The organism is Sphingobium sp. LF-16 (assembly GCF_003711185.1).
Lineage (GTDB): Bacteria > Pseudomonadota > Alphaproteobacteria > Sphingomonadales > Sphingomonadaceae > Sphingobium > Sphingobium yanoikuyae_A.
Genome location: NZ_CP029335.1, coordinates 4,290,605 through 4,309,838, shown reverse-complemented (window position 1 = coordinate 4,309,838; position 19,234 = coordinate 4,290,605). Strand labels below are relative to the sequence as shown.

The following is a 19,234-nucleotide window of genomic DNA, read 5'->3' as shown; positions in this document are numbered from 1 at the left end:
AAGGCCCCATATTACGCCCATGTCGATTCAGATCCGCACCAGCCTTGACGAACCCGAAACCGGCCAGGACTTCGTGCCGCACCGGCCCGCGCGCCCGGAGAAGAGCGAGGGTGGACGCCCCTTCACCCTGGTCAGCGACTATGAACCATCGGGCGACCAGCCGACCGCGATCGCCGAACTGGTGGCGGCGGCCAAGCAGGGCGAGAAGGACCAAGTGCTGCTGGGCGTCACCGGGTCCGGCAAAACCTTCACCATGGCCAAGACGATCGAGGCGCTGCAGCGGCCAGCGCTGATCCTGGCGCCCAACAAGATATTGGCGGCGCAGCTCTATGGCGAGTTCAAGAGCTTCTTCCCCGACAATGCCGTCGAATATTTCGTCAGCTATTACGACTATTATCAGCCCGAAGCCTATGTCGCGCGGTCGGACACCTATATCGAGAAGGAAAGCTCGGTAAACGAAAGCATCGACCGGATGCGCCATTCGGCCACCCGTGCGCTGCTGGAGCGGGACGATGTCATCATCGTCGCGTCCGTCTCCTGCCTGTACGGCATCGGGTCGGTCGAAACCTATTCGGCCATGACCTTCTCCATGAAGAAGGGCGGGATCGAGGACCAGCGCGAGATCATCCGCAAGCTGGTGGCGCTGCAGTATAAGCGCAACGATGCCGGTTTCGCGCGCGGCAATTTCCGCGTGAAGGGCGACAATCTGGAGATTTTCCCGTCCCATTATGAGGACACGGCCTGGCGCATCAGCTTCTTCGGCGACGAGATCGAGGAGATTGTCGAGTTTGATCCGCTGTCCGGCAGGAAGGTCGCCAGCCTCGATTATGTGAAGGTCTTTCCCAACAGCCACCATGTGACCCCCGGCCCGACCTTGAAGCAGGCGATGGAGGCGATCCGTTTCGAGCTGACCGAGCGGCTGAAGGAACTGGAGGCCGAGGGCAAGCTGCTGGAGGCGCAGCGGCTGGAACAGCGCACCAATTTCGATCTGGAGATGATCGCGGCGACCGGCAGCTGCGCGGGGATCGAGAATTACAGCCGCTTCCTGACCGGCCGCCTGCCCGGCGAACCGCCGCCGACGCTGTTTGAATATCTGCCCGAAAATGCCGTGCTGTTCGTGGATGAAAGCCACCAGACCGTGCCGCAGATCGGCGCGATGGCGCGGGGCGACCACCGGCGCAAGATCACGCTGGCCGAATATGGCTTCCGTTTGCCGAGTTGCATCGACAACCGGCCGCTGCGCTTCAACGAATGGGATGCGATGCGCCCGCAAACGGTGAGCGTGTCGGCGACGCCCGGCCCGTGGGAGATGGAGCAGACCGGCGGCGTGTTCAGCGAGCAGGTGATCCGCCCCACCGGCCTCATCGACCCGCCGGTCGAGATCAAGCCGGTCGAGGACCAGGTCGACGACCTGATCAACGAATGCCGCAAGGTCGCGGCCCAGGGATATCGCACGCTCGTCACCACGCTCACCAAGCGGATGGCCGAGGATCTGACCGAATTCATGCATGAGGCGGGGATCAAGGTCCGCTACATGCACAGCGACGTCGAGACGCTGGAGCGTATCGAGCTGATCCGCGATCTTCGCCTGGGCGTCTATGACGTGCTGATCGGCATCAACCTGCTGCGCGAGGGGCTGGACATTCCCGAATGCGGGCTGGTGGCGATCCTCGACGCGGACAAGGAAGGCTTTTTGCGTAGCGAGACATCGCTGATCCAGACGATCGGCCGCGCCGCCCGCAATGTCGACGGCCGCGTCATCCTCTATGCCGACCGGGTGACGGGCAGCATGGAGCGCGCGCTCAACGAGACGTCACGCCGCCGCGAAAAGCAGCAGGCCTATAATGATGCGCATGGCATCACGCCCTTCACCGTGAAGAAGAATATCGGCGACATCATCGCCCATGTGGCGTCCAAGGATCAGGTCACGGTCGAGACCGGGCTGGAGGATCGCCCGCATCTCGTCGGCCATAATCTGCGCGCCTATATCGAGGATCTGGAGAAGAAGATGCGCGCGGCGGCGGCAGACCTGGAGTTCGAGGAAGCCGGCCGCATCCGTGACGAGATCCGCAAGCTGGAGGCGGAAGAACTGGGCCTGCCAGCGGACCAGCAGGTGGCCGCCCCGCGCGGCCGCGCGACCGAGGGCAAGCCGGGGACGCGGAAAGGCCGGTTCGGGAAGACGACGCGGAAGTTCGGGCGTTAGAGGAAAACCCCCAAGAGGACGGGCGCCCTGAGGGGTATAAACGTCGATTCAAATCTGCTGCAGGTTGCGCCAGATTAGATTGTCGTCCTGTGGGGATATACCGCCATGATCCGCTTCTTCGCCGATCCCGAGACCGAAAAAATCTGGCTTGGCCAACGTAGCCGACGCCTGCCGCCGGACATTCAACAGACGGCTCGGCGTAAGCTGCGGCAGATTCATCGGACACTCAATCTCTACGATCTGCGGGTTCCGACGGGAAATCGGTTCGAGCAGTTGAAAGGCTTTACCCCTTCACGATATAGTCTGCGGATCAACGACCAGTGGCGCATCACCTTCAACTGGTCCGACGGAGGCGCGGAGAATGTCCGAATCGAGGACTATCATTGAGGATGAGGACCGGCTGGACAATATCCATCCCGGCGCGATCCTGCGCGAGGATTTCCTGATCGGCAGCGATGTACCGATGAATGAAGTGGTCGATGGCGCTGGCATTGCAGTGCAGCGGCTGGAAGCGATCCTGGCAGAAAAGGCGCCGATCGATGCCAATATCGACCTGCGCCTGGCGCGGTATTTCGGCGTGAGCGAGGGCTTCTTCCTTGGCCTCCAGATCGATTTCGATCTGGAGGAAGAGCGCCGCGTTCATGGTAGCGAGTTGGCGCGGATCAGTCGCCGCGCAGCCTAAACTAATGTTCAATGCGTCCGGCTGGTCACCTTCGCGGTGCCATCGGGCAGGATTTCGATCAGGTGCGCGGTCTGGTTGTCGCACTGGGCCTTCCAGCCCTTGACGCCCGGCCGGATTTCGGCGCGTTCCGAGCCGGTGACCGAGGGGCAGGCGACGCCCGATGCCTTGATCGCCTTTTCCAGCACGCCGTTGCGCAGGTCGGGGTCGAGCTTGGCGACTTCAGCCGCTGCGCCGGTTTCGGGCATGTTCCGGTTCTCGACCGCCGCCCCCTCATCGCCGCCGCCACAGGAGGCGAGAAACAGCGCCGTCGCCAGCAACATCATAGTCCGCACGTCTTTTCCTTCCATCATGCAGCAAATCCGTCGGTCGCGCGGATCAGCGCGTCCAATATGCCCGGTTCGTTGAACGCATGACCGGCGCCTTCGATCATTTCGAAGCGCGCCTGCGGCCAGGCGCGGTGCAGTGCCCAGGCGGTTTCGGCCGGGCAGGCCATGTCATAGCGGCCCTGAACGATGACGCCGGGGATGCCGGCCAGCTTGCTCGCCTCGCGGATCAACTGGCCATCTTCCAGCCAGCCGCGATGGACGAAATAATGATTTTCGATCCGGGCAAAGGCGAGCGCGAAATCATCGCCCTCATGGGTGGCGGACAGCGCCTCGTCGGGCAGCAGGCGGATGGTCTCGCCCTCCCAGACGCTCCAGGCCTTGGCGGCGGCGACCTGCGCGGCGCGATCATCACCGGTCAGGATGCGGCGATAGGCGCCGACCATGTCGTCGCGCTCGCCTTCGGGAATCGGCGCGACAAAGCGTTCCCACTTGTCGGGATAGATGCGGCTGGCGCCCTGTTGATAATACCAGTCGATCTCTGACTGGCGGATGGTGAAGATGCCGCGCAGCACCAGCTCCGACACGCGCGCGACATGCGCCTGCGCATAGGCGAGCGCCAAGGTCGATCCCCAGCTGCCGCCGAAGACCAGCCACTGGTCGACGCCCATCATCGCGCGCAAGCGCTCGATATCGGCGACCAGATGCCAGGTGGTGTTGGCGTCGAGATGGGCATGCGGGGTCGATCGACCGCAGCCGCGCTGGTCGAACAGCAGCACGTCATAACGGGTGGGGTCGAACAGGCGGCGATGATCGGGCGATATGCCGCCGCCCGGCCCGCCATGCAGGAAGACTGCGGGCTTGGCGCCGGGCGTGCCGGACCGTTCCCAATAGAGGCTGTGGCCATCGCCTACGTCAAGATGACCAGTGGCGTAGGGTTCAATCGGCGGATAGAGGCTGCGCATGACACCGTCCTAACAGGCGGCGGGACGAAGCGAAATGGGGGTTTGACGCAATGCGGACGATGAAGATCATGCTGGGCGCGCTGGCGCTGATGCTGGGCGTGCAGGGCGCGAATGCGAAGCCCGCCGCGCCGGCAAGCCCCAAGCGGCTGGTGATCGTCGACGACGACATGATCGGCCTCAACGGCGTGCCGCTGCTGTTGCTGCAAAGCCCAGATGTCGAGGTGCTGGGCATCACCACCACCAGCGGATCGGTGTGGCGCGACACGGCGACCGCCTATGCGCTGCGCACGCTGGAGATATTGGGCCGGACCGACGTGCCGGTGGTGCCCGGCGCGACCTTCCCGCTGCTCAACAGCGCCGAGGCGACCAAGCGCTGGGAAGGCCAATATGGCCGGCTGGTGTTCAAGGGGCCATGGACCGATTACTGGCCGGGCGACACGATCCAGGAGCATCCCGGATCGACCGATCCGACCAAGGTGCCCGACCTGCCGATCGGCAACCCCAGGACGAAGCCCAGCGCCGAGATTGCCGCCGCCTTCCTGGTGCGGATGGTGAAGGCGCATCCGGGCGAGATCACCCTGTTCGCGACCGGGCCGATGACCAATATCGCCATCGCCCAGAGCCTGGACCCCAGCTTCGCCGCCAATGTGAAGGAAATCCTCTATATGGGCGGCAGCCTGGCGCCGCATCAGGTGCTGGAAGGGCCATCGGCCGAGCAGTTTGCCCGCGAATTCGTCAACTCGCCGCGCCGCGAATTCAACATTCGCTGGGATCCCGAAGCGGCCAAGATCTTTGCCCATGCGCCGTGGAAGAAGATCATGATGATCCCGGTCGATCCGTCCACCGGCACACAGTGGACCCGCGCCTTCCTCGACGGGCTGAAGCCCGCCCACACGCCGCTGACCGATCTGTTCCAGACCGGGCTGGAGCCGGGCTATCCGATGTGGGACGAGATCGTCGCCATGGCCTGGCTCAATCCGGAGATCGTGACGAAGGACGAGACTTTGTGGGTCGATTTCGAGACCAGCCAGACCGCGGCCTATGGTGACACGCTGTCCTGGACGGAATCCTATCGCCCGCATCTGGGCGAGCAGGCGCAGCGCGTGATCCTGTCGGTCGACCGGGCGAAGATGGAGGCAGCGATGGCGCGCCTCTATATGCGGCCCATCGGCAAGGCCGCGAAATAAGCGCTATTTCCGCTTTTTCTTCACGCCAGACCTGGCCTTCGCCTTGGGGCAGGGCCAGGCCTGGCGCGTAGCGGTGAAGACCAGAGCGGAGGCGGACTGGCTGCGCTTGTCCGGATTGGCGCGCAGATAGTCGACGGTGGCGCCCTTCAGCTGGTTGAGCGTCACATCGGCGGGGATGCAGCTTTTGAGACCATTCACCTCGCGCGTGGTGTTGAACGCATCGACCGCGCCGGCGACATAGCCGACGCATTCATAGCTCTTCTCGAAAAAATCCTTGGCATTGCGGTCGGCGGTGCAGCTTTCCAGCAGCGCCTCGCCCGAATAAAAGCCAGCCTGTGCGCTGCCCGGCGACAGGCCCGCCGCCGCAACCAGTATCAGGCCGCTTGCCCTCCGGATCATCATGCGCATGGCTCCCGCCTTATGAGGATGCGTCCGCCTTCCGATAAGACTGGACATGCAGGGGAGGGAAAACCGCTTCGAGCGACTTTGTGTCCGGCAGCACATAGACATAGCCGCCCTTTTTCAGAAATTGCGGGCGCAGGCCGCGATTATAGAAGGCGATCGGCACGTTGATGCAGCCAAAGGTGATGCGATTATCGTCGATCGTGGGCGACAGCATGCGCTCGCGCCGCTTTTCCTTGGGATTGCCCTTGGGGATGGTGTGCATCGCGACCGAGGTCGCATAATCGACCCACAGCACGCGTTGCTTGCCCGCCGCAAGGCCGAATTTGGCGAGAAAACGCCCGGCCGGCGTGGTCTTTTCCGCCGGGCCGATCTCCGCCAGGCTCTTCTTGCCGACGCCGGGCGTGGCATCGTCTCCGGGCGCGATGCCGATCAGCACCGGCGCATCGGCCAGCGCCTTCCCCTTGGCATCGAACAGGAAGACATGGGCCGCCTGCTTGTCGACAATGGCATAGGGCAGGCCATGATTGTCGCCGGTCGCGGCGATCCAGTCGATCACCCGGCGCGCATCGGGCGATCGCGGCGTTTCAGGCGCTGGCTTCTCGGACGCGGCCGCTTCTGGCGCGGCCGCCCGCGCGGGAGAGGCACCGAACAGCGCCAGCATCGCCAGCGCCCATGGGAATTTGTGCATGGAGGAGCCTATCCGGGAATGGGGCCGGCGCCCCCCCATGAAGCGGGGGCGCCGGCACGGGATCGGGACCAGCCCGACCGGATCGGTAGCTTGATCGGCTACGTGATCAGTTGCGTGATCAGTTTCTGGCGCGCTTGGTCTTGGCTTCGCGCATCTGCTGCTCGACACCGTCGACGCGGGCGTTCAGCTGATCGAGGCGCTGGCCGTTATTCTGGGCCTGACCGGCTGCCGACTGGGCCTGGGCCAGAGCCTGCTGTGCCGTGCCGTCGGTGGTCTGCAGCTTGGCGTCGAGCGCATCGACGCGCTGGTTCACGGTCGCCACCTGTTCGCGCACGAAGGATTTCGTGGCACAGCCACCCAGCCCCAGCGAGCCCACCAACACCATGGCAATGGGGGCTAATTTCATCGGGTGCGACATCATTTTCTCCTTATCATCTGCCCCCGCGCCGTCCCAAGCCGAGCCCGTTAACCATGACAATATGATTGGGCCTGAACGTGCATGTGGAGAGCCGAGTGGACGCGGCAGGCCCGCCCCGCCCTTCGACCAACGACCGGAATCGATCGACCGGCATCGGCGCGGATCGTTGAACGGATGCGCGATCGGGCGCATGCTGGCCCGCCTTCCATGAGGGGAAAATCCATGCGCCTGATGCTTGCCCTGGCCCTGAGCGGCCTTGCCCTGTCCACGCCGATCATCGCCCTTGCCAAGACCGACTTGGCCGCCGCCGTGGCCGACCCAAAGCGTCCGGCCGACGCACGGGCGCTGGACGAGAGCCGCAAGCCGGCCGAGACGCTGGCCTTCCTGGGCCTCAAGCCCGGCATGAAGGCGGCCGACATCATGACCGGATCGGGCTATTGGGCGGAGATCATGGCCGATGCGGTCGGCGCCAAGGGTAAGGTGACCGGGTTCGAGCCCAGCCAATTCTATGCCAGCGAGGAAGAGAAGCCCAAATGGGCGGCACTGGTCGCGCGCCGGCCGGAGGTCGACTGGGTGCGCTATCCGTTCGAGGCCTTTGCGGCGGCGCCCGACAGTTTCGACTTCAGCATCATCAACCTGAGCTACCATGATCTCTACTGGCAATCGGACAAATATGGCATTCCGCGCACCGACCCCGATGCCTTCGTGAAGACGCTCTATGCTGCGACGAAACCGGGCGGGATCGTCGGTATCATCGACCATGTCGGCCCGGCGGGCGACACCCGCGCCGTCGTGGACAAGCTCCACCGGATCGACCCGGCGGTGGTGAAGGCCGACTTCCTGCGTGCCGGCTTCGTGCTGGAGGCGCAAAGCCCGCTGCTCGCCAACCCCGCCGACGATCACAGCAAGCTGGTGTTCGATCCCGCCATTCGCGGCAAGACGGATCGTTTCCTCTACCGTTTCCGCAAGCCGAAATGAGGCGGCGGATTTGAGCGCAAGGCACGGGATGACGCCGCGCCGCGCGCCGCCCATGCTGCGCGCCATGGACCTCACTGACCTCGACCTTCATGGCGCCGCGCGCCTGCCTGCCCTGCTTTCCCCGGACCGGTGCGACGCGATCGTCGCGCTATGGGACCAGCCCCATGCCTTCCGCAAGGAGGTGGTGATGGCGCGCCATGGCTATGGCCGGGGGCGCTATCGCTATTTCAACTACCCATTGCCCGAGCCGGTCGCCACGCTGCGCGAGGCACTCTATCCGCCGCTGGCGCAGGTCGCCAATCGCTGGGCGGCGATGCTGGGAAGCGATGCGCTCTACCCCGCCCGTCACGCCGATTTCCTGAACCAGTGCGCGCTCGGTGGCCAGGACAAGGCGACGCCCTTGCTGCTGCGCTATGAGGCGGGCGACTGGAATGCGCTGCATCAGGATGTCTATGGCGCGACCATCTTCCCGTTGCAGGCGGCGATCCTGCTGTCTGAGCCGGAGGCGGACTTCACCGGCGGCGCCTTCATCCTGACCGAACAGCGCCCGCGCATGCAGTCTCGCCCCGAAATGGTGCCGCTGCGCAAGGGCGATGCCGTGGTCTTCCCGGTGCGCGAGCGGCCGGTGAGGGGCACGCGCGGCGTTCACCGGGTGCAGATGCGCCATGGCGTCAGCCGGCTCTTGTCCGGCATGCGCCACACGCTGGGCATCATCTTCCACGACGCCCAGAGCTAGGCGGGGCGATCGAGGGATCGCCCCGCCCCTTTCCATCAATCCAGCGCCGGATCCTCATATTTGAACGGATCGCTGACCGCCGGCTGGGTCGGCAGCGGCATGCGCGGCAGGGTCTTGTCGCTGTTCGCGGCCTGCAGCAGCATGCCGGCGAGGACGACCGCGCCCTGGCGCATATCCTCCGCCTTCAGATGATCGAAGGTATCGATGCCGCTGTGATGGACCCGGCTTTCATAGTCGAGCGGATCCTGGATGAACTGATAGCCCGGCACGCCGATCGCCTGCATATATTCATGGTCGGTGCCGCCGGTCGGCTGCGACACGACATTGCCCGCGCCCATGCTGGCAAAGGGGCTGAGCCATTCGCGCAGCAGCGAGACGGCGGCGACATTGCGTTCGGCATAGAGGCCGCGCAGCTTGCCCGAGCCATTGTCGATGTTGAAATAGGCCTTGAGGTCCGCATAGCCGGGCTTGGGCGTGATCGGGAAACGGGTCTTGTAGCGGAAATACATTTCCTCCCGCCCCTCTTCTTCCTTCGGCCCCGGCGCGCGGGTGGCGAGATATTCGTCGACATAGGCCATGGAGCCGAACAGTCCCTGTTCCTCGCCCGACCAGAGGGCGAAGCGGATCGTGCGCTTGGGCTTGATGCCCAGCGACTTGAGGATACGCGCCGCCTCCATGATCATGGCGCTGCCCGCGCCATTGTCCGCCGCGCCGTCGCCCGCGACCCAGCTGTCGAGATGTGCGCCGGCCATGACATAACCGGCCTTGGGATCGCTGCCGGGGATATCGGCCAGGATGTTGTAGGCGTTGACGTCGCTGTCGTCGAAACGGACGTCGCTGTTGATTTCCAGCACCGGCGCCGGGCCGGTCTTGGCGAGGCGGGCGAGACGGCGATAATCCTCCGCCGCGATCTCGACGCCGGGCAGCGCGGGCGTGTCGCTGACGCCGAAATCATAGCCCTCGCCATGCAGCAGCTTGCCGTCGCGATAGGATTGCCGCGCCCAGCCGACCGCCCCCTCGGCCTTGAGGAAGGCCTCCAGCTTGCGGGTGAAGCTGAGGCGCTTCATCAGCCGCTCCAGCGACGCCGGATCATTTTTCGGCTGCTCGAACTTGTCGAGCTTCTCGATATCCTCACCCTTGAGCCGCTGGAAGGCGGCCTCGTTCGGCTCGTCGCCCGTGCCGGGCAGCGACACCAGTACGATCTTACCGGCGAGCTTGCCGCGCCAGGCGTCGAAATCGCGCGCCTTCTTCATCGGGGCAACGATGATCGGTGCGCTCAGCACGCCATTGGTCGGTGGCGTCCAGGCGATGGGGATGGCGATAAGCTGGATCGGGCGGGGGCTGATCATCTTCACCGAGGAGGCGGCAATCCACCAGCCGCGACCGAAGCGAAAGCCCTGCTTGCGGACATTGGACAGGCCCCATTGGCGAAACTGGTCGGCGGTCCAGGCCTCGGCCTGCCGCATCTGCGGCGAATTGGTCATGCGCCCGCCAATATCGTCGGTCAGATGCTGGGCGATCTGCATCACCTGGCTGTGGTTCAGCCCTTCGTCGATGACGCGGTTGAGATCGTCGGGCTGCTGCGCGGCGACCGGCGCGGCCAGGCACAGCAAGGGCAGCAGGATGATGGAATGGCGCATATAATCCCCCTTCGTCCGGCCGTCAGGCGCGGCCGCGAAAGCCCGTCTATGCCCGACTGACGCGGGATCGCAAGTGAAGCAGATCACGCCCGAACACGCATTTGTTGCACCATGTGACGCGTCGTTACACTTTGCGACAAAACTGTCTTTGCCTTGCCAGATTTTTGCGACAAGTGCGGCCTAAACGAGATCCTGCCAGGGTCCAGATTAGGGGTAAATTTCCGTGCGCCAGACGACGTCGCTGCTGCTGTTTTCACTGATGCTGGGCGCGGCGCCCGGCGCGCTGATGGCGCAGGAAGCCGAGCAGAAGGGGCCGCCGGCCCAAATGGACGAGGGCGACGAGATTGTCGTGACCGGCGCGGTCCAGCGCGGCGCGGTACCCGGCGACATCAAGCCCGAACAGCAATTGTCGCCCGCCGATGTCCGGGCGCTGGGCGTCACGTCGATTTCCGAAATCATCACCGAATTGTCGCCGCAGACCAACGGCACCCCGGTCATCCTGCTGAACGGCAAGCGCATTTCCAGCTTCTCGGAAATTTCCGACCTGCCATCCGAAGCGGTGTCGCGGGTCGACATCCTGCCCGAGGAAGTGGCCCTGTCCTATGGCTATGCGCCGACGCAGAAGGTGGTGAACATCGTCCTGCGCCAGCGTTTCCGCGCGACCACGGTCGACCTGCGCGGCGGCACGACCACCGATGGCGGACGCGAAAATGGTCAGGGCGAAGTGGGCGTGCTGCGCATCCGAGGCGACAATCGGCTGACGCTGAACGTCAAATATAGCCGGGCCGACAATCTGCTGGAGAGCGAGCGCGGCATCAATGCGGCGGCGCCCAGCATGCCCTATTCGCTGGCCGGCAATATCACCGCGATCGAGCGGGGGGCGGAGATCGACCCGGCCCTGTCGGCCGCCGCCGACCAGACCGTGACGGTCGCCAGCGTGCCCGGCAGCGCCGCCAATGGCGCCCCCGCCCTCAATGATTTCATCGCCGGCGCGAACCAGACCAGCGTCAGCAATCTCAGCAAATATCGCACGCTCAGCCCCGCGACCGAAAATTTTTCCGCCAACGCGACCCTGGCGCGCGCGCTGGGCGGCGTATCGGCGACGATCAACGGCCGGCTGGAACTGTCCGACAATGATTCGCTGCAGGGCCTGTCAGCGGCCGCCCTCACCCTGCCCGGCGGCAATCCCTTCTCCGCCTTTGGCGACGATGTCCGCCTCTATCGCTATCTGGAGCAGGCCGGCGCGCTGGGGCAGAAGATTCGCGGTACCACCGGGCACATCGGCGTCACGCTGAACGGTCGGCTGGGCGGCACCTGGCAATGGTCCTTCACCGGCAATGGCGACATTTCCGACACTCGCACCCGCACCGATCGCGGCGTCGACACGGGCGGCATCCAGGCCGCGCTCGATGCCGGATCGGCCAGCGTCAATCCCTATGGCGCCTTCACCGCCGACCTGCTGCAATCGCGCCTGACCGACCGCGCCCGGTCGCAATCGCGCGCGATCGGCGGCGACCTGCTGGTCAGCGGATCGCTGCTGACCCTGCCGGCCGGCAATATCATGACGTCGGTGCGGGTCGGTGGATCGGCCAATGGCTTTGAAAGCCATTCGGTGCGGTCAGGCGTGGAGCGCGGCCTCGACTATAATCGCGAGATTGCGAGCGGACAGGTCAGTTTCGACATACCGCTGACCAGCCGGTCCAAGGGGTTCCTGGGCGCGATCGGCGATGTCGGCGTCAACATGAACGCCGGGGCGCAGCATCTGTCGGATTTCGGCACGCTGTCGACGCTAGGCTATGGCCTGCGCTGGCGGCCTGTGCCGGCGGTGCAGTTGCTGGTGTCGGCCAATCAGGACAAGTCGGCGCCGACCGGCACGCAGATCAACGATCCGGTGATTTCGACGCCCAACGTGTCGGTGTTCGACTATGCCACCGGCCAGACCGTGTTCGTCACGCAATTTTCCGGCGGCAACCCGGACCTGCGATCCAGCACGCGGGACCAGTTCCGCATCAACGCCCGGATCAAGCCGTTCGAGAAGCCGAACCTGACGCTGACGGCCACCTATCTCAACAGCCGGACCAGCAACCCCATTTCCGCCTTCCCGACGCCGACGCCGGCGATCGAGAATGCCTTCCCGCAGCGCTTCATGCGCGACGAGGATGGCCAGTTGCTGAGCATTGACGGGCGGCCGATCAACTATCTGCGTTCGCAGAGCGAGCAACTGCGCTGGGGCTTCGACCTGTCCATCTCATTGAAGTCGCACATCCAGAAGGTGATCGAGGCGTGGCGCGCGGCCGGCGCCAAGCCCGAGGATCGGCCCAAGGAATTGCAGGACATGCGCGCAGCCTTCGGCAATCGCGGCCCGCGCGACGGCGCGGAGGGCAATCGCGAAGGCGGTCCGCCGCGCGGCGAAGGCAATGACGGCGCGCCCCGCGGCGACGGCGACAACAACCAGCGCGGCAATGATGGCCCCGGTGGCCAGAATGGCGGCCAGGGTGGCGGCGACAATGCGCCGGGCGGTGGCGATGGTCCGCGCGGGCCGGGCGGTCCGGGTGGTCCGGGCGGCGGCTTTGGTGGGCCGGGCGGTTTCCGTGGCCCCGGCGCCGGCCAGGCTGGCGGGCGGCTGACCTTCAGCCTCTATCATATCTGGCACCTGACCGAGAGCATCCTGATCGCGCCCGGCGTGCCCGAACTCAATCTGCTCAATGGCGATGCGGTCGGCTCGTCGGGCGGGCAGCCGCGCCACGAGCTGAAGGCGCGGGTCGGCTATGTGAACAATGGCATTGGCGGCCGTCTGGGCGTCGACTGGGAAAGCGGCACCCATGTCGATGGCGCCTTGGGCGGCAGTTCGCGGCTGGACTTTGCCAGCCTGGCGACCGCCAATCTGCGGCTGTTCGCCAATTTCGGCCAGATGCCCAGCCTGGTGAAGGCCCATCCCTTCCTGCGCGGCGCGCGCGTGTCGATCGGCATCGACAATATCTTCAACACCCGCCGCGACGTGACCGACGCGACCGGGGCAACCCCGGTCCGCTATCAGCCGGGCTATCTCGACCCGCTCGGCCGGACCGTGTCGGTCAGCTTCCGCAAGCTGTTCTTCTGAAAGGTCGGCCGGCCGGGCGATGTCCGGCCGGTCGCCTGTGTCGCTATCCGGCCAGCGCGCGCGCCTGCGGGCGAAGCAGGGCCAGATCGATCGGGGCGGCAAATTCAACCCCCATGCGGTCCTCGCGCGACCAGCGGGTGGTCGCGTCGACGCTCTGCCCCTCCGACAGGTCGATCGCGAACTGCGTGCCTTCCGGCACATTCCACAGCCCCTCGATCATCGCGCCGGTGGCGGAGATGTTGCGGATGCGACCATTATAGACATGGCCGTCATGATGGACGGCGACCGTGCGCAGCATCGCCTTGCGCTCCGGCCGGCTCGACTGGAAGCCTTCGGACCGGGCGGAGACGCCATTGGCGCGCTGCCCTTCCAGCACCTGGGCGGCGGGCATCGGCCGGCCATAGATATAGCCCTGGATATGGCTGCACCCCAGTTGCCGGATCAGGTCCAGCTCGTCGCGCGTCTCGGCCCCTTCCGCGGTCGTATCCATGCCCAGCGCCTCGGCCAGGCTGACGATCGCCTTGATGATCGCGCTGTTGCGGCTGCCCCGGATCGCGGCGCCGCGCACGAAGCTCTGGTCGATCTTGATCTTGTCGAACGGCGCCTTCTTGAGATAGCCGAGCGACGAATAGCCGGTGCCGAAATCGTCGAGCGCCAGCCGCACGCCCAGCCCCTTGAGCCGGGTGAACATGGCGTCGGTGCCGTCATTGTCGTTCAGGAACACGCTTTCGGTGATTTCCAGCTCCAGCCGTTCGGACGCCAGTTGCGCGCTCGCCAGGGCCTGCATGACGGTGGTCGGGAAACCGGGATTGGCGAATTGCATCGCCGAGACATTGACAGCAACGCGGATGCCCGCGTCCCACTGGGCCGCATCACGACAGGCGGTGCGCATCACCCATTCGCCGATTGGCGCGATCAGGCCGCTATCCTCCGCAATGGGGACGAACAATGCCGGCGAGATGGCGCCGCGCACCGGATGATCCCAGCGCAGCAGCGCCTCATAGCCGGTGATGCGCTCGGTCGTCGAACTGACGATCGGCTGATAAACGAGGTGCAGGCCGTCCGCCGTCAGCGCATGGCGCAGATCCTGTTCGAGCTGGCGGCGATCCTCCGCATCGGCGTGCATGTCCGCCGAATAGAAGCGATAGACGCCGCGCCCATCGCCCTTTGCCTTGTAGAGGGCGAGGTCGGCATTGCGGATCAGGGCATCGGCGGTGACGCCATCCTCGGGGCAGAAGGAAATGCCGATCGACACGCCGATCACCACGCCCGTGCCCTCGATCGAATAGGGTTGCGACAGGGCGCTGATGATCGCCTGCGCCAGCAGGCCCAGCCGGTTGCGGTCATGGCGGCCATGCACCAGCACCTTGAACTCGTCGCCGCCCTGGCGCCCGACCAGCCCCTGATTGCCGACCACGCGCTGGAGGCGCTGGCTGACCTGGCGCAGCAGCGCGTCGCCGGCCGGATGCCCGAGCGTGTCGTTGACGCTCTTGAACCGGTCGAGGTCGAGCATCATCAGCGCGCATTCGCCCTGCTTGCCGCGCGAACCCAGCACCGCCTGCTCCAGCGCCTGCAGCATCTGCACGCGGTTGGCGAGGCCGGTCAGCGAATCATATTGGGCCAGGCGCGTCACTTCCGCCTGGCTGCGGCGCATTTCGGTCAGGTCGGTGCCGGATCCGCGGAAACCGTGGAACTGGCCATATTCGTTGAACACCGGTTCGCCCGAGATCGACCACCAGCGTTCCTCGCGCGCAATCGCGGCCCGCACGGCGATGTCGGCAAAGCCGGTGCGGGCCGAGAGGTGGAAGCCCAGCGTTCGCTCGCCATCGCCCTGTTGCCGGTCACCCTGCTGGATGATGTCGGTCAGCGACCGGCCGATCAGGCTGCCCGCTTCCACGCCCAGCGGTTCGGCCAGGGTGGCGGAGATATAGGTGATGTGGCCGTGGCGATCGGTTTCCCAGAACCAGCCGCGGCCGGACTGTTCATATTCCTCCAGCAACCGGTCGGAACGCTGCGCCTTGAGATCCTGCCGATGCTGTTCGATCGCCCGTTCACGATCCGCCGCCGCCTGCCGCAGGGTGGCGATCGCCATCACCGCCAGGCAGCTGGCCAGCAGCCCCAGATGCACCATGCCCGCATGGGCGATGCCGGCCACCAGCAGCGCGCCCATGAAATAGCTGAGCCCCAGCAGGCGCCGGTCGCCGACGATGCAGACCGCCAGCAGCGCGATCGCCATTTCCGGCACAGCGGACGGCATCGCCACGCCATTACCCTGCGCCAGCCACAGGCTGAAGATCAGTCCCGAACAGAAGAGCGCGGGCAGCATCAGCCAGTTCTGGACATGGGGGCGCAGATTGCGGAACAGCGCCCAGCGCGGCACCAGCATCAGCAGGCCATCGATCAGCACCACGCCGCACAGCAGGGCGCCATGTTCCGGCCGGGTGAAGGAAAGCATGCCGAGCAGCGCCGCAACGCACAGCTTGGCCAGCAGCATCAGCGGCCACAGGGCGGCGACATGGGTGAAGCTGCGCGACAGCCAGTTGGCGGCGACTTCCGTGCCACTTTCGGCCAGACCTAGCGAAACCAGCAGGCTCGCGGTCCTGGCCGGCGCATCAGTATCTGTTTTGCGGACAATAGCCATGCCGATCGTCTAACCGACAAAGCTTGAGAAGCGATTACCCGCCGGGTCCGGGAGATTCCCTGATATTCAGCGATCTCCCGGCAAGACCGGTCAGACGCGCATCGGCATCAGCACATAGAGCGCCGGGCTGCGATCATTTTCGCGGATCAGCGTCGGAGCAGCCGCGTCGGCCAGGTGCAGTTCGACGATATCGGTGTCGATCTGGCCAAGGATGTCGAGCAGATAACGAGCGTTGAAGCCGATATCGAAGCCTTCGCCCTGGAACGCGCCGGGCACTTCTTCGGCCGCCGTGCCATTTTCCGGGCTGGTGACCGACAGGGTGATCTTGTCCTTGTCGAGGCTCATCTTGACCGCGCGGGTCTTTTCGGTGGCGATGGTCGCAACGCGATCCACGCCTTCCTCGAAGCTGCGCGGGTCGATCTTGAGCAGCTTGTCGTTCGCGGTCGGAATGACGCGGCTATAATCGGGGAAGGTGCCGTCGATCAGCTTGCTGGTCAGGATCGCGCTGCCCAGGCCAAAGCGGATCTTGCTGGCCGACAGGCTGACCTGAACCGAACCCTCGACCTCGTCCAGCAGCTTACGCAGTTCGGCGATGCACTTGCGGGGGATGATGATGCCCGGCATGCCATCGGCGCCGTCGGGACGCGGCACGGTGACGCGGGCCAGACGGTGGCCGTCGGTCGCGGCGGCCTTGAGCACCGGCGAACCTTCGTCCGAGACGTGGAAATAGATCCCGTTCAGATAATAGCGCGTCTCTTCGGTCGAGATGGCGAAGCGCGTCTTGTCGATGATCTGCTTGAGCGTTTCGGCCGGCAGTTCGAAGCTGGTCGGCAGGTCGCCCTCGGCAATCACCGGGAAATCGTCACGCGGCAGGGTCGACAGGTTGAAGCGGGCGCGGCCGGCCTGGATCAGCATCTTGCCGTCGGCCGCCTGCAGCGACACCTGGCTGCCTTCGGGCAGCTTGCGGGCGATGTCGAACAGCGTGTGGGCGGAAATGGTGGTGGCGCCGGCCTGTTCGACCTGGGCCGACACGCTTTCCACGACCTGCAGGTCGAGATCGGTCGCCATCAGCTTGATCGCGCCATCCGCCGATGCCTCGATCAGCACGTTGGACAGGATCGGAATCGTGTTGCGCCGCTCGACCACCGACTGGACGTGGCTGAGGCTCTTGAGGAGCGTTGCGCGTTCGATGGTGGCCTTCATGTCCCTGTTCTGTCCGTTCTTTTTGCGTCGATGGCGAGGATTCGGTCGAATCCCGGCGGCAATGATGGATGGTCCTTCATAACCGCTATGTCAGCGGCGGCAAGCACCTCGACGCGCTTTCGAAACGAAGCCGGGCTTGCAAATGGCGATGGCTTGCGCTTTGCCCGGACCATGCGCCGCCTGCCCGCCCTGCTGATCCCGCTCGTCCTGCTCGCCAGTCCGGCCATGGCGCGCGATTCGCTCGGCATTTTCGAAAGCTGGGGGGCGTTTCGCGATCCCGGCGCCGGCCAGAACGGCCCGCGCTGCTACGCCATCGCCATGCCGGTGCCGCGCCGCGCGGGCGATGCGCCCAAGGGTTTTGCCGCCGTCGGCACCTGGCCGCGCCAGCATGTCCGCGGCCAGGTCCATTTCCGCCTCAGCCGGCCGCGCGCCGCCAATGCGCGGGTCTCGCTCAGCGTCGGCGACCGCCGTTTCGCGCTGGTCGCGGGCCAGGCCGATGCCTGGGCCGCCAATCCGCAGGACGATGCCGCGATCATCGCCGCGATGCGCTCCGCCAGCAGCATGAGCGTGCAGTCGACATCGGCCAAGGGCGGCGCCTTTGCCGACAGCTATGCGCTGCGCGGCGCGGCCACGGCGATCGACGCGGCAGCGCTGGGGTGCGCCCGTTTACGCTGATTGCAACGCCACTTTAAAAATCCGGCAAAATCGACTATGTGCGCGACCATGCATTCCGCCGCCAATCCCATCATGCCGATTCCCGGCCTTATCGACCCTGTGCCCGTGCCCCGCGCGGTGACGCCCCGTGAGGACGGGCGCGTCGACATGCTGGGCCTGACCCGCGCCCAGATGAAGGGCGTGCTGGAAGAAGCTGGACTCGATCAGAAGGCCGCCAAGCTGCGTTCCAAGCAACTGTTCCATTGGCTCTATCATCGCGGCGAAACCGACTTCGAGAAGATGACCGACCTGGCCAAGCCGATGCGGCTGTGGATGGCGGAACGCTTCATCGTCGGCCGGCCGCAGGTGGTGGAAGCGCAGGTGTCGAACGACGGCACCCGCAAATGGCTGCTCCGTTCGGACGATGGCCAGGATTATGAAATGGTCTTCATCCCCGATGCGGACCGCGGCACCCTGTGCGTGTCGAGCCAGGTCGGCTGCACGCTCAATTGCAGCTTCTGCCACACCGGCACGATGCGACTGGTCCGCAACCTGACGCCGGGCGAGATTGTCGGCCAGGTCATGCTGGCACGCGATGCGCTGGGCGAATGGCCCAAGGGCAGCATGGCCAGCGCCAATGACGATGAGACGGACGAGGATTCGCAATATACGGCGGACGGCCGCATGCTCACCAACATCGTGATGATGGGCATGGGCGAGCCGCTCTATAATTTCGATCATGTCCGCGACGCGCTCAAGCTGGTGATGGACGGCGATGGTCTGGCCCTGTCGAAGCGGCGCATCACCCTGTCGACCAGCGGCGTCGTGCCGATGATGGCGCGCGCGGCGGAAGAGATTGGCGTGAACCTGGCGGTCTCGCTCCATGCCGTGACCAAGGAAGTGCGCGACGAGCTGGTCCCGCTCAACCGCAAATATGGCATCGAGGAACTGCTTCAGGCCTGTGCCGATTATCCCAAGGCGAACAATGCCCGTCGCATCACGTTCGAATATGTGATGATCAAGGACAAGAATGACAGCGATGCCGACGCGCATGAGCTGGTCCGCCTGATCCGCAAATATAAGCTGCCGGCCAAGGTCAACCTGATCCCGTTCAACCCCTGGCCGGGCACCGACTATGAATGTTCGAGCCCCGAACGGATCCGCGCGTTCAGCACGATCGTGTTCGAGGGCGGCATTTCCGCGCCGGTCCGCACGCCGCGCGGTCGCGACATCATGGCCGCCTGTGGCCAGCTCAAGTCGGCGAGCGAGAAGAAGAGCAAGGCGGAACTCAAGCGCCTGGCCGAAGAGAAGCAAGCTGCCCTGGGATAATCCGGGGACGACTGGCTGCGCGCATGCCGCGCGACGACAAGCCCCGCCCATACCGGCGGGGCTTTTCTTTTGGGGGAATGAG

17 protein-coding genes are annotated in these 19,234 nt (G+C 65.2%); 9 read left to right on the top strand and 8 right to left on the bottom strand.

What is annotated here, in order from left to right; genetic code table 11:
• The first annotated feature begins 19 nt into the window (after window positions 1-19).
• The 3 genes from uvrB (at window position 20) to DIZ22_RS20260 (ending at window position 2,885) form a co-directional block, all read left to right on the top strand.
• Window positions 20-2,203: an excinuclease ABC subunit UvrB gene (uvrB, locus tag DIZ22_RS20270; protein WP_048936254.1), complete on the top strand. Its 2,184-nt coding sequence runs from the start codon at window positions 20-22 to the stop codon at window positions 2,201-2,203.
• Between the two features lie 105 nt (window positions 2,204-2,308).
• Window positions 2,309-2,590 carry a type II toxin-antitoxin system RelE/ParE family toxin gene (locus DIZ22_RS20265; RefSeq protein WP_080993506.1) on the top strand — a complete coding sequence of 94 codons (282 nt, stop codon included), beginning with the start codon at window positions 2,309-2,311 and terminating at the stop codon, window positions 2,588-2,590.
• Window positions 2,565-2,885, top strand: a complete 321-nt coding sequence (locus tag DIZ22_RS20260) for a HigA family addiction module antitoxin (protein ID WP_048936253.1) — start codon at window positions 2,565-2,567, stop codon at window positions 2,883-2,885. Before DIZ22_RS20265 ends, DIZ22_RS20260 begins: the two co-directional genes overlap by 26 nt.
• Window positions 2,886-2,893: 8 nt before the next feature.
• On the opposite strand, the gene DIZ22_RS20255 is transcribed toward DIZ22_RS20260, so the two are convergent.
• Window positions 2,894-3,208: a hypothetical protein gene (locus DIZ22_RS20255; RefSeq protein WP_048936252.1), complete on the bottom strand. Its 315-nt coding sequence runs from the start codon at window positions 3,206-3,208 to the stop codon at window positions 2,894-2,896.
• Window positions 3,209-3,231: 23 nt separating this feature from the next.
• Window positions 3,232-4,173: a prolyl aminopeptidase gene (gene pip, locus DIZ22_RS20250; RefSeq protein ID WP_048936251.1), complete on the bottom strand. Its 942-nt coding sequence runs from the start codon at window positions 4,171-4,173 to the stop codon at window positions 3,232-3,234.
• 50 nt (window positions 4,174-4,223) lie between these two features.
• On the opposite strand from pip, the gene DIZ22_RS20245 reads away from it, so the two are divergent.
• The gene (locus tag DIZ22_RS20245) at window positions 4,224-5,360 is read left to right on the top strand and encodes a nucleoside hydrolase (protein ID WP_048936250.1); all 1,137 of its coding nucleotides are present in this window, start codon (window positions 4,224-4,226) and stop codon (window positions 5,358-5,360) included.
• 3 nt (window positions 5,361-5,363) lie between these two features.
• Here DIZ22_RS20245 and DIZ22_RS20240 read toward each other — a convergent pair whose 3' ends face one another.
• The 3 genes from DIZ22_RS20240 to DIZ22_RS20230 form a co-directional block, all read right to left on the bottom strand.
• On the bottom strand, window positions 5,364-5,768 hold the full coding sequence (locus DIZ22_RS20240) for a Rap1a/Tai family immunity protein (RefSeq protein ID WP_048936249.1): 405 nt from the start codon (window positions 5,766-5,768) through the stop codon (window positions 5,364-5,366).
• Window positions 5,769-5,778: 10 nt separating this feature from the next.
• Window positions 5,779-6,453, bottom strand: a complete 675-nt coding sequence (locus tag DIZ22_RS20235) for a hypothetical protein (protein WP_048936248.1) — start codon at window positions 6,451-6,453, stop codon at window positions 5,779-5,781.
• A gap of 118 nt (window positions 6,454-6,571) precedes the next feature.
• Complete coding sequence (locus DIZ22_RS20230) at window positions 6,572-6,871, bottom strand: hypothetical protein (RefSeq protein WP_004209889.1); 300 nt, start codon at window positions 6,869-6,871, stop codon at window positions 6,572-6,574.
• A gap of 222 nt (window positions 6,872-7,093) precedes the next feature.
• Here DIZ22_RS20230 and DIZ22_RS20225 point away from each other — a divergent pair, with 222 nt between their 5' ends.
• Together DIZ22_RS20225 and DIZ22_RS20220 are read left to right on the top strand one after the other, a co-directional pair.
• Complete coding sequence (locus DIZ22_RS20225; protein WP_048936247.1) at window positions 7,094-7,849, top strand: methyltransferase domain-containing protein; 756 nt, start codon at window positions 7,094-7,096, stop codon at window positions 7,847-7,849.
• A gap of 28 nt (window positions 7,850-7,877) precedes the next feature.
• On the top strand, window positions 7,878-8,585 hold the full coding sequence (locus tag DIZ22_RS20220; protein WP_048936246.1) for a 2OG-Fe(II) oxygenase: 708 nt from the start codon (window positions 7,878-7,880) through the stop codon (window positions 8,583-8,585).
• Window positions 8,586-8,620: 35 nt separating this feature from the next.
• Here the strand turns inward: DIZ22_RS20220 and DIZ22_RS20215 are convergent, their stop codons facing one another.
• On the bottom strand, window positions 8,621-10,225 hold the full coding sequence (locus DIZ22_RS20215) for a M20/M25/M40 family metallo-hydrolase (RefSeq protein WP_048936245.1): 1,605 nt from the start codon (window positions 10,223-10,225) through the stop codon (window positions 8,621-8,623).
• A gap of 223 nt (window positions 10,226-10,448) precedes the next feature.
• Here DIZ22_RS20215 and DIZ22_RS20210 point away from each other — a divergent pair, with 223 nt between their 5' ends.
• Entirely contained in the window at window positions 10,449-13,325 is a 2,877-nt protein-coding gene (locus DIZ22_RS20210) for a TonB-dependent receptor (RefSeq protein ID WP_048936244.1), read from the top strand.
• A 43-nt stretch (window positions 13,326-13,368) separates the two neighbouring features.
• Here DIZ22_RS20210 and DIZ22_RS20205 read toward each other — a convergent pair whose 3' ends face one another.
• Window positions 13,369-15,966, bottom strand: a complete 2,598-nt coding sequence (locus DIZ22_RS20205; protein WP_048936243.1) for an EAL domain-containing protein — start codon at window positions 15,964-15,966, stop codon at window positions 13,369-13,371.
• 90 nt (window positions 15,967-16,056) lie between these two features.
• Window positions 16,057-17,169 carry a DNA polymerase III subunit beta gene (gene dnaN / locus DIZ22_RS20200; RefSeq protein WP_004209883.1) on the bottom strand — a complete coding sequence of 371 codons (1,113 nt, stop codon included), beginning with the start codon at window positions 17,167-17,169 and terminating at the stop codon, window positions 16,057-16,059.
• 171 nt (window positions 17,170-17,340) lie between these two features.
• On the opposite strand from dnaN, the gene DIZ22_RS20195 reads away from it, so the two are divergent.
• Together DIZ22_RS20195 and rlmN are read left to right on the top strand one after the other, a co-directional pair.
• A complete protein-coding gene (locus DIZ22_RS20195) occupies window positions 17,341-17,844 on the top strand; it encodes a hypothetical protein (RefSeq protein WP_170978346.1) in 504 nt (167 codons plus the stop codon).
• Window positions 17,845-17,892: 48 nt separating this feature from the next.
• Window positions 17,893-19,152 (top strand): 23S rRNA (adenine(2503)-C(2))-methyltransferase RlmN, encoded by a 1,260-nt coding sequence (gene rlmN / locus DIZ22_RS20190; RefSeq protein ID WP_004209881.1) that lies wholly within the window; start codon window positions 17,893-17,895, stop codon window positions 19,150-19,152.
• Window positions 19,153-19,234 lie beyond the last annotated feature (82 nt).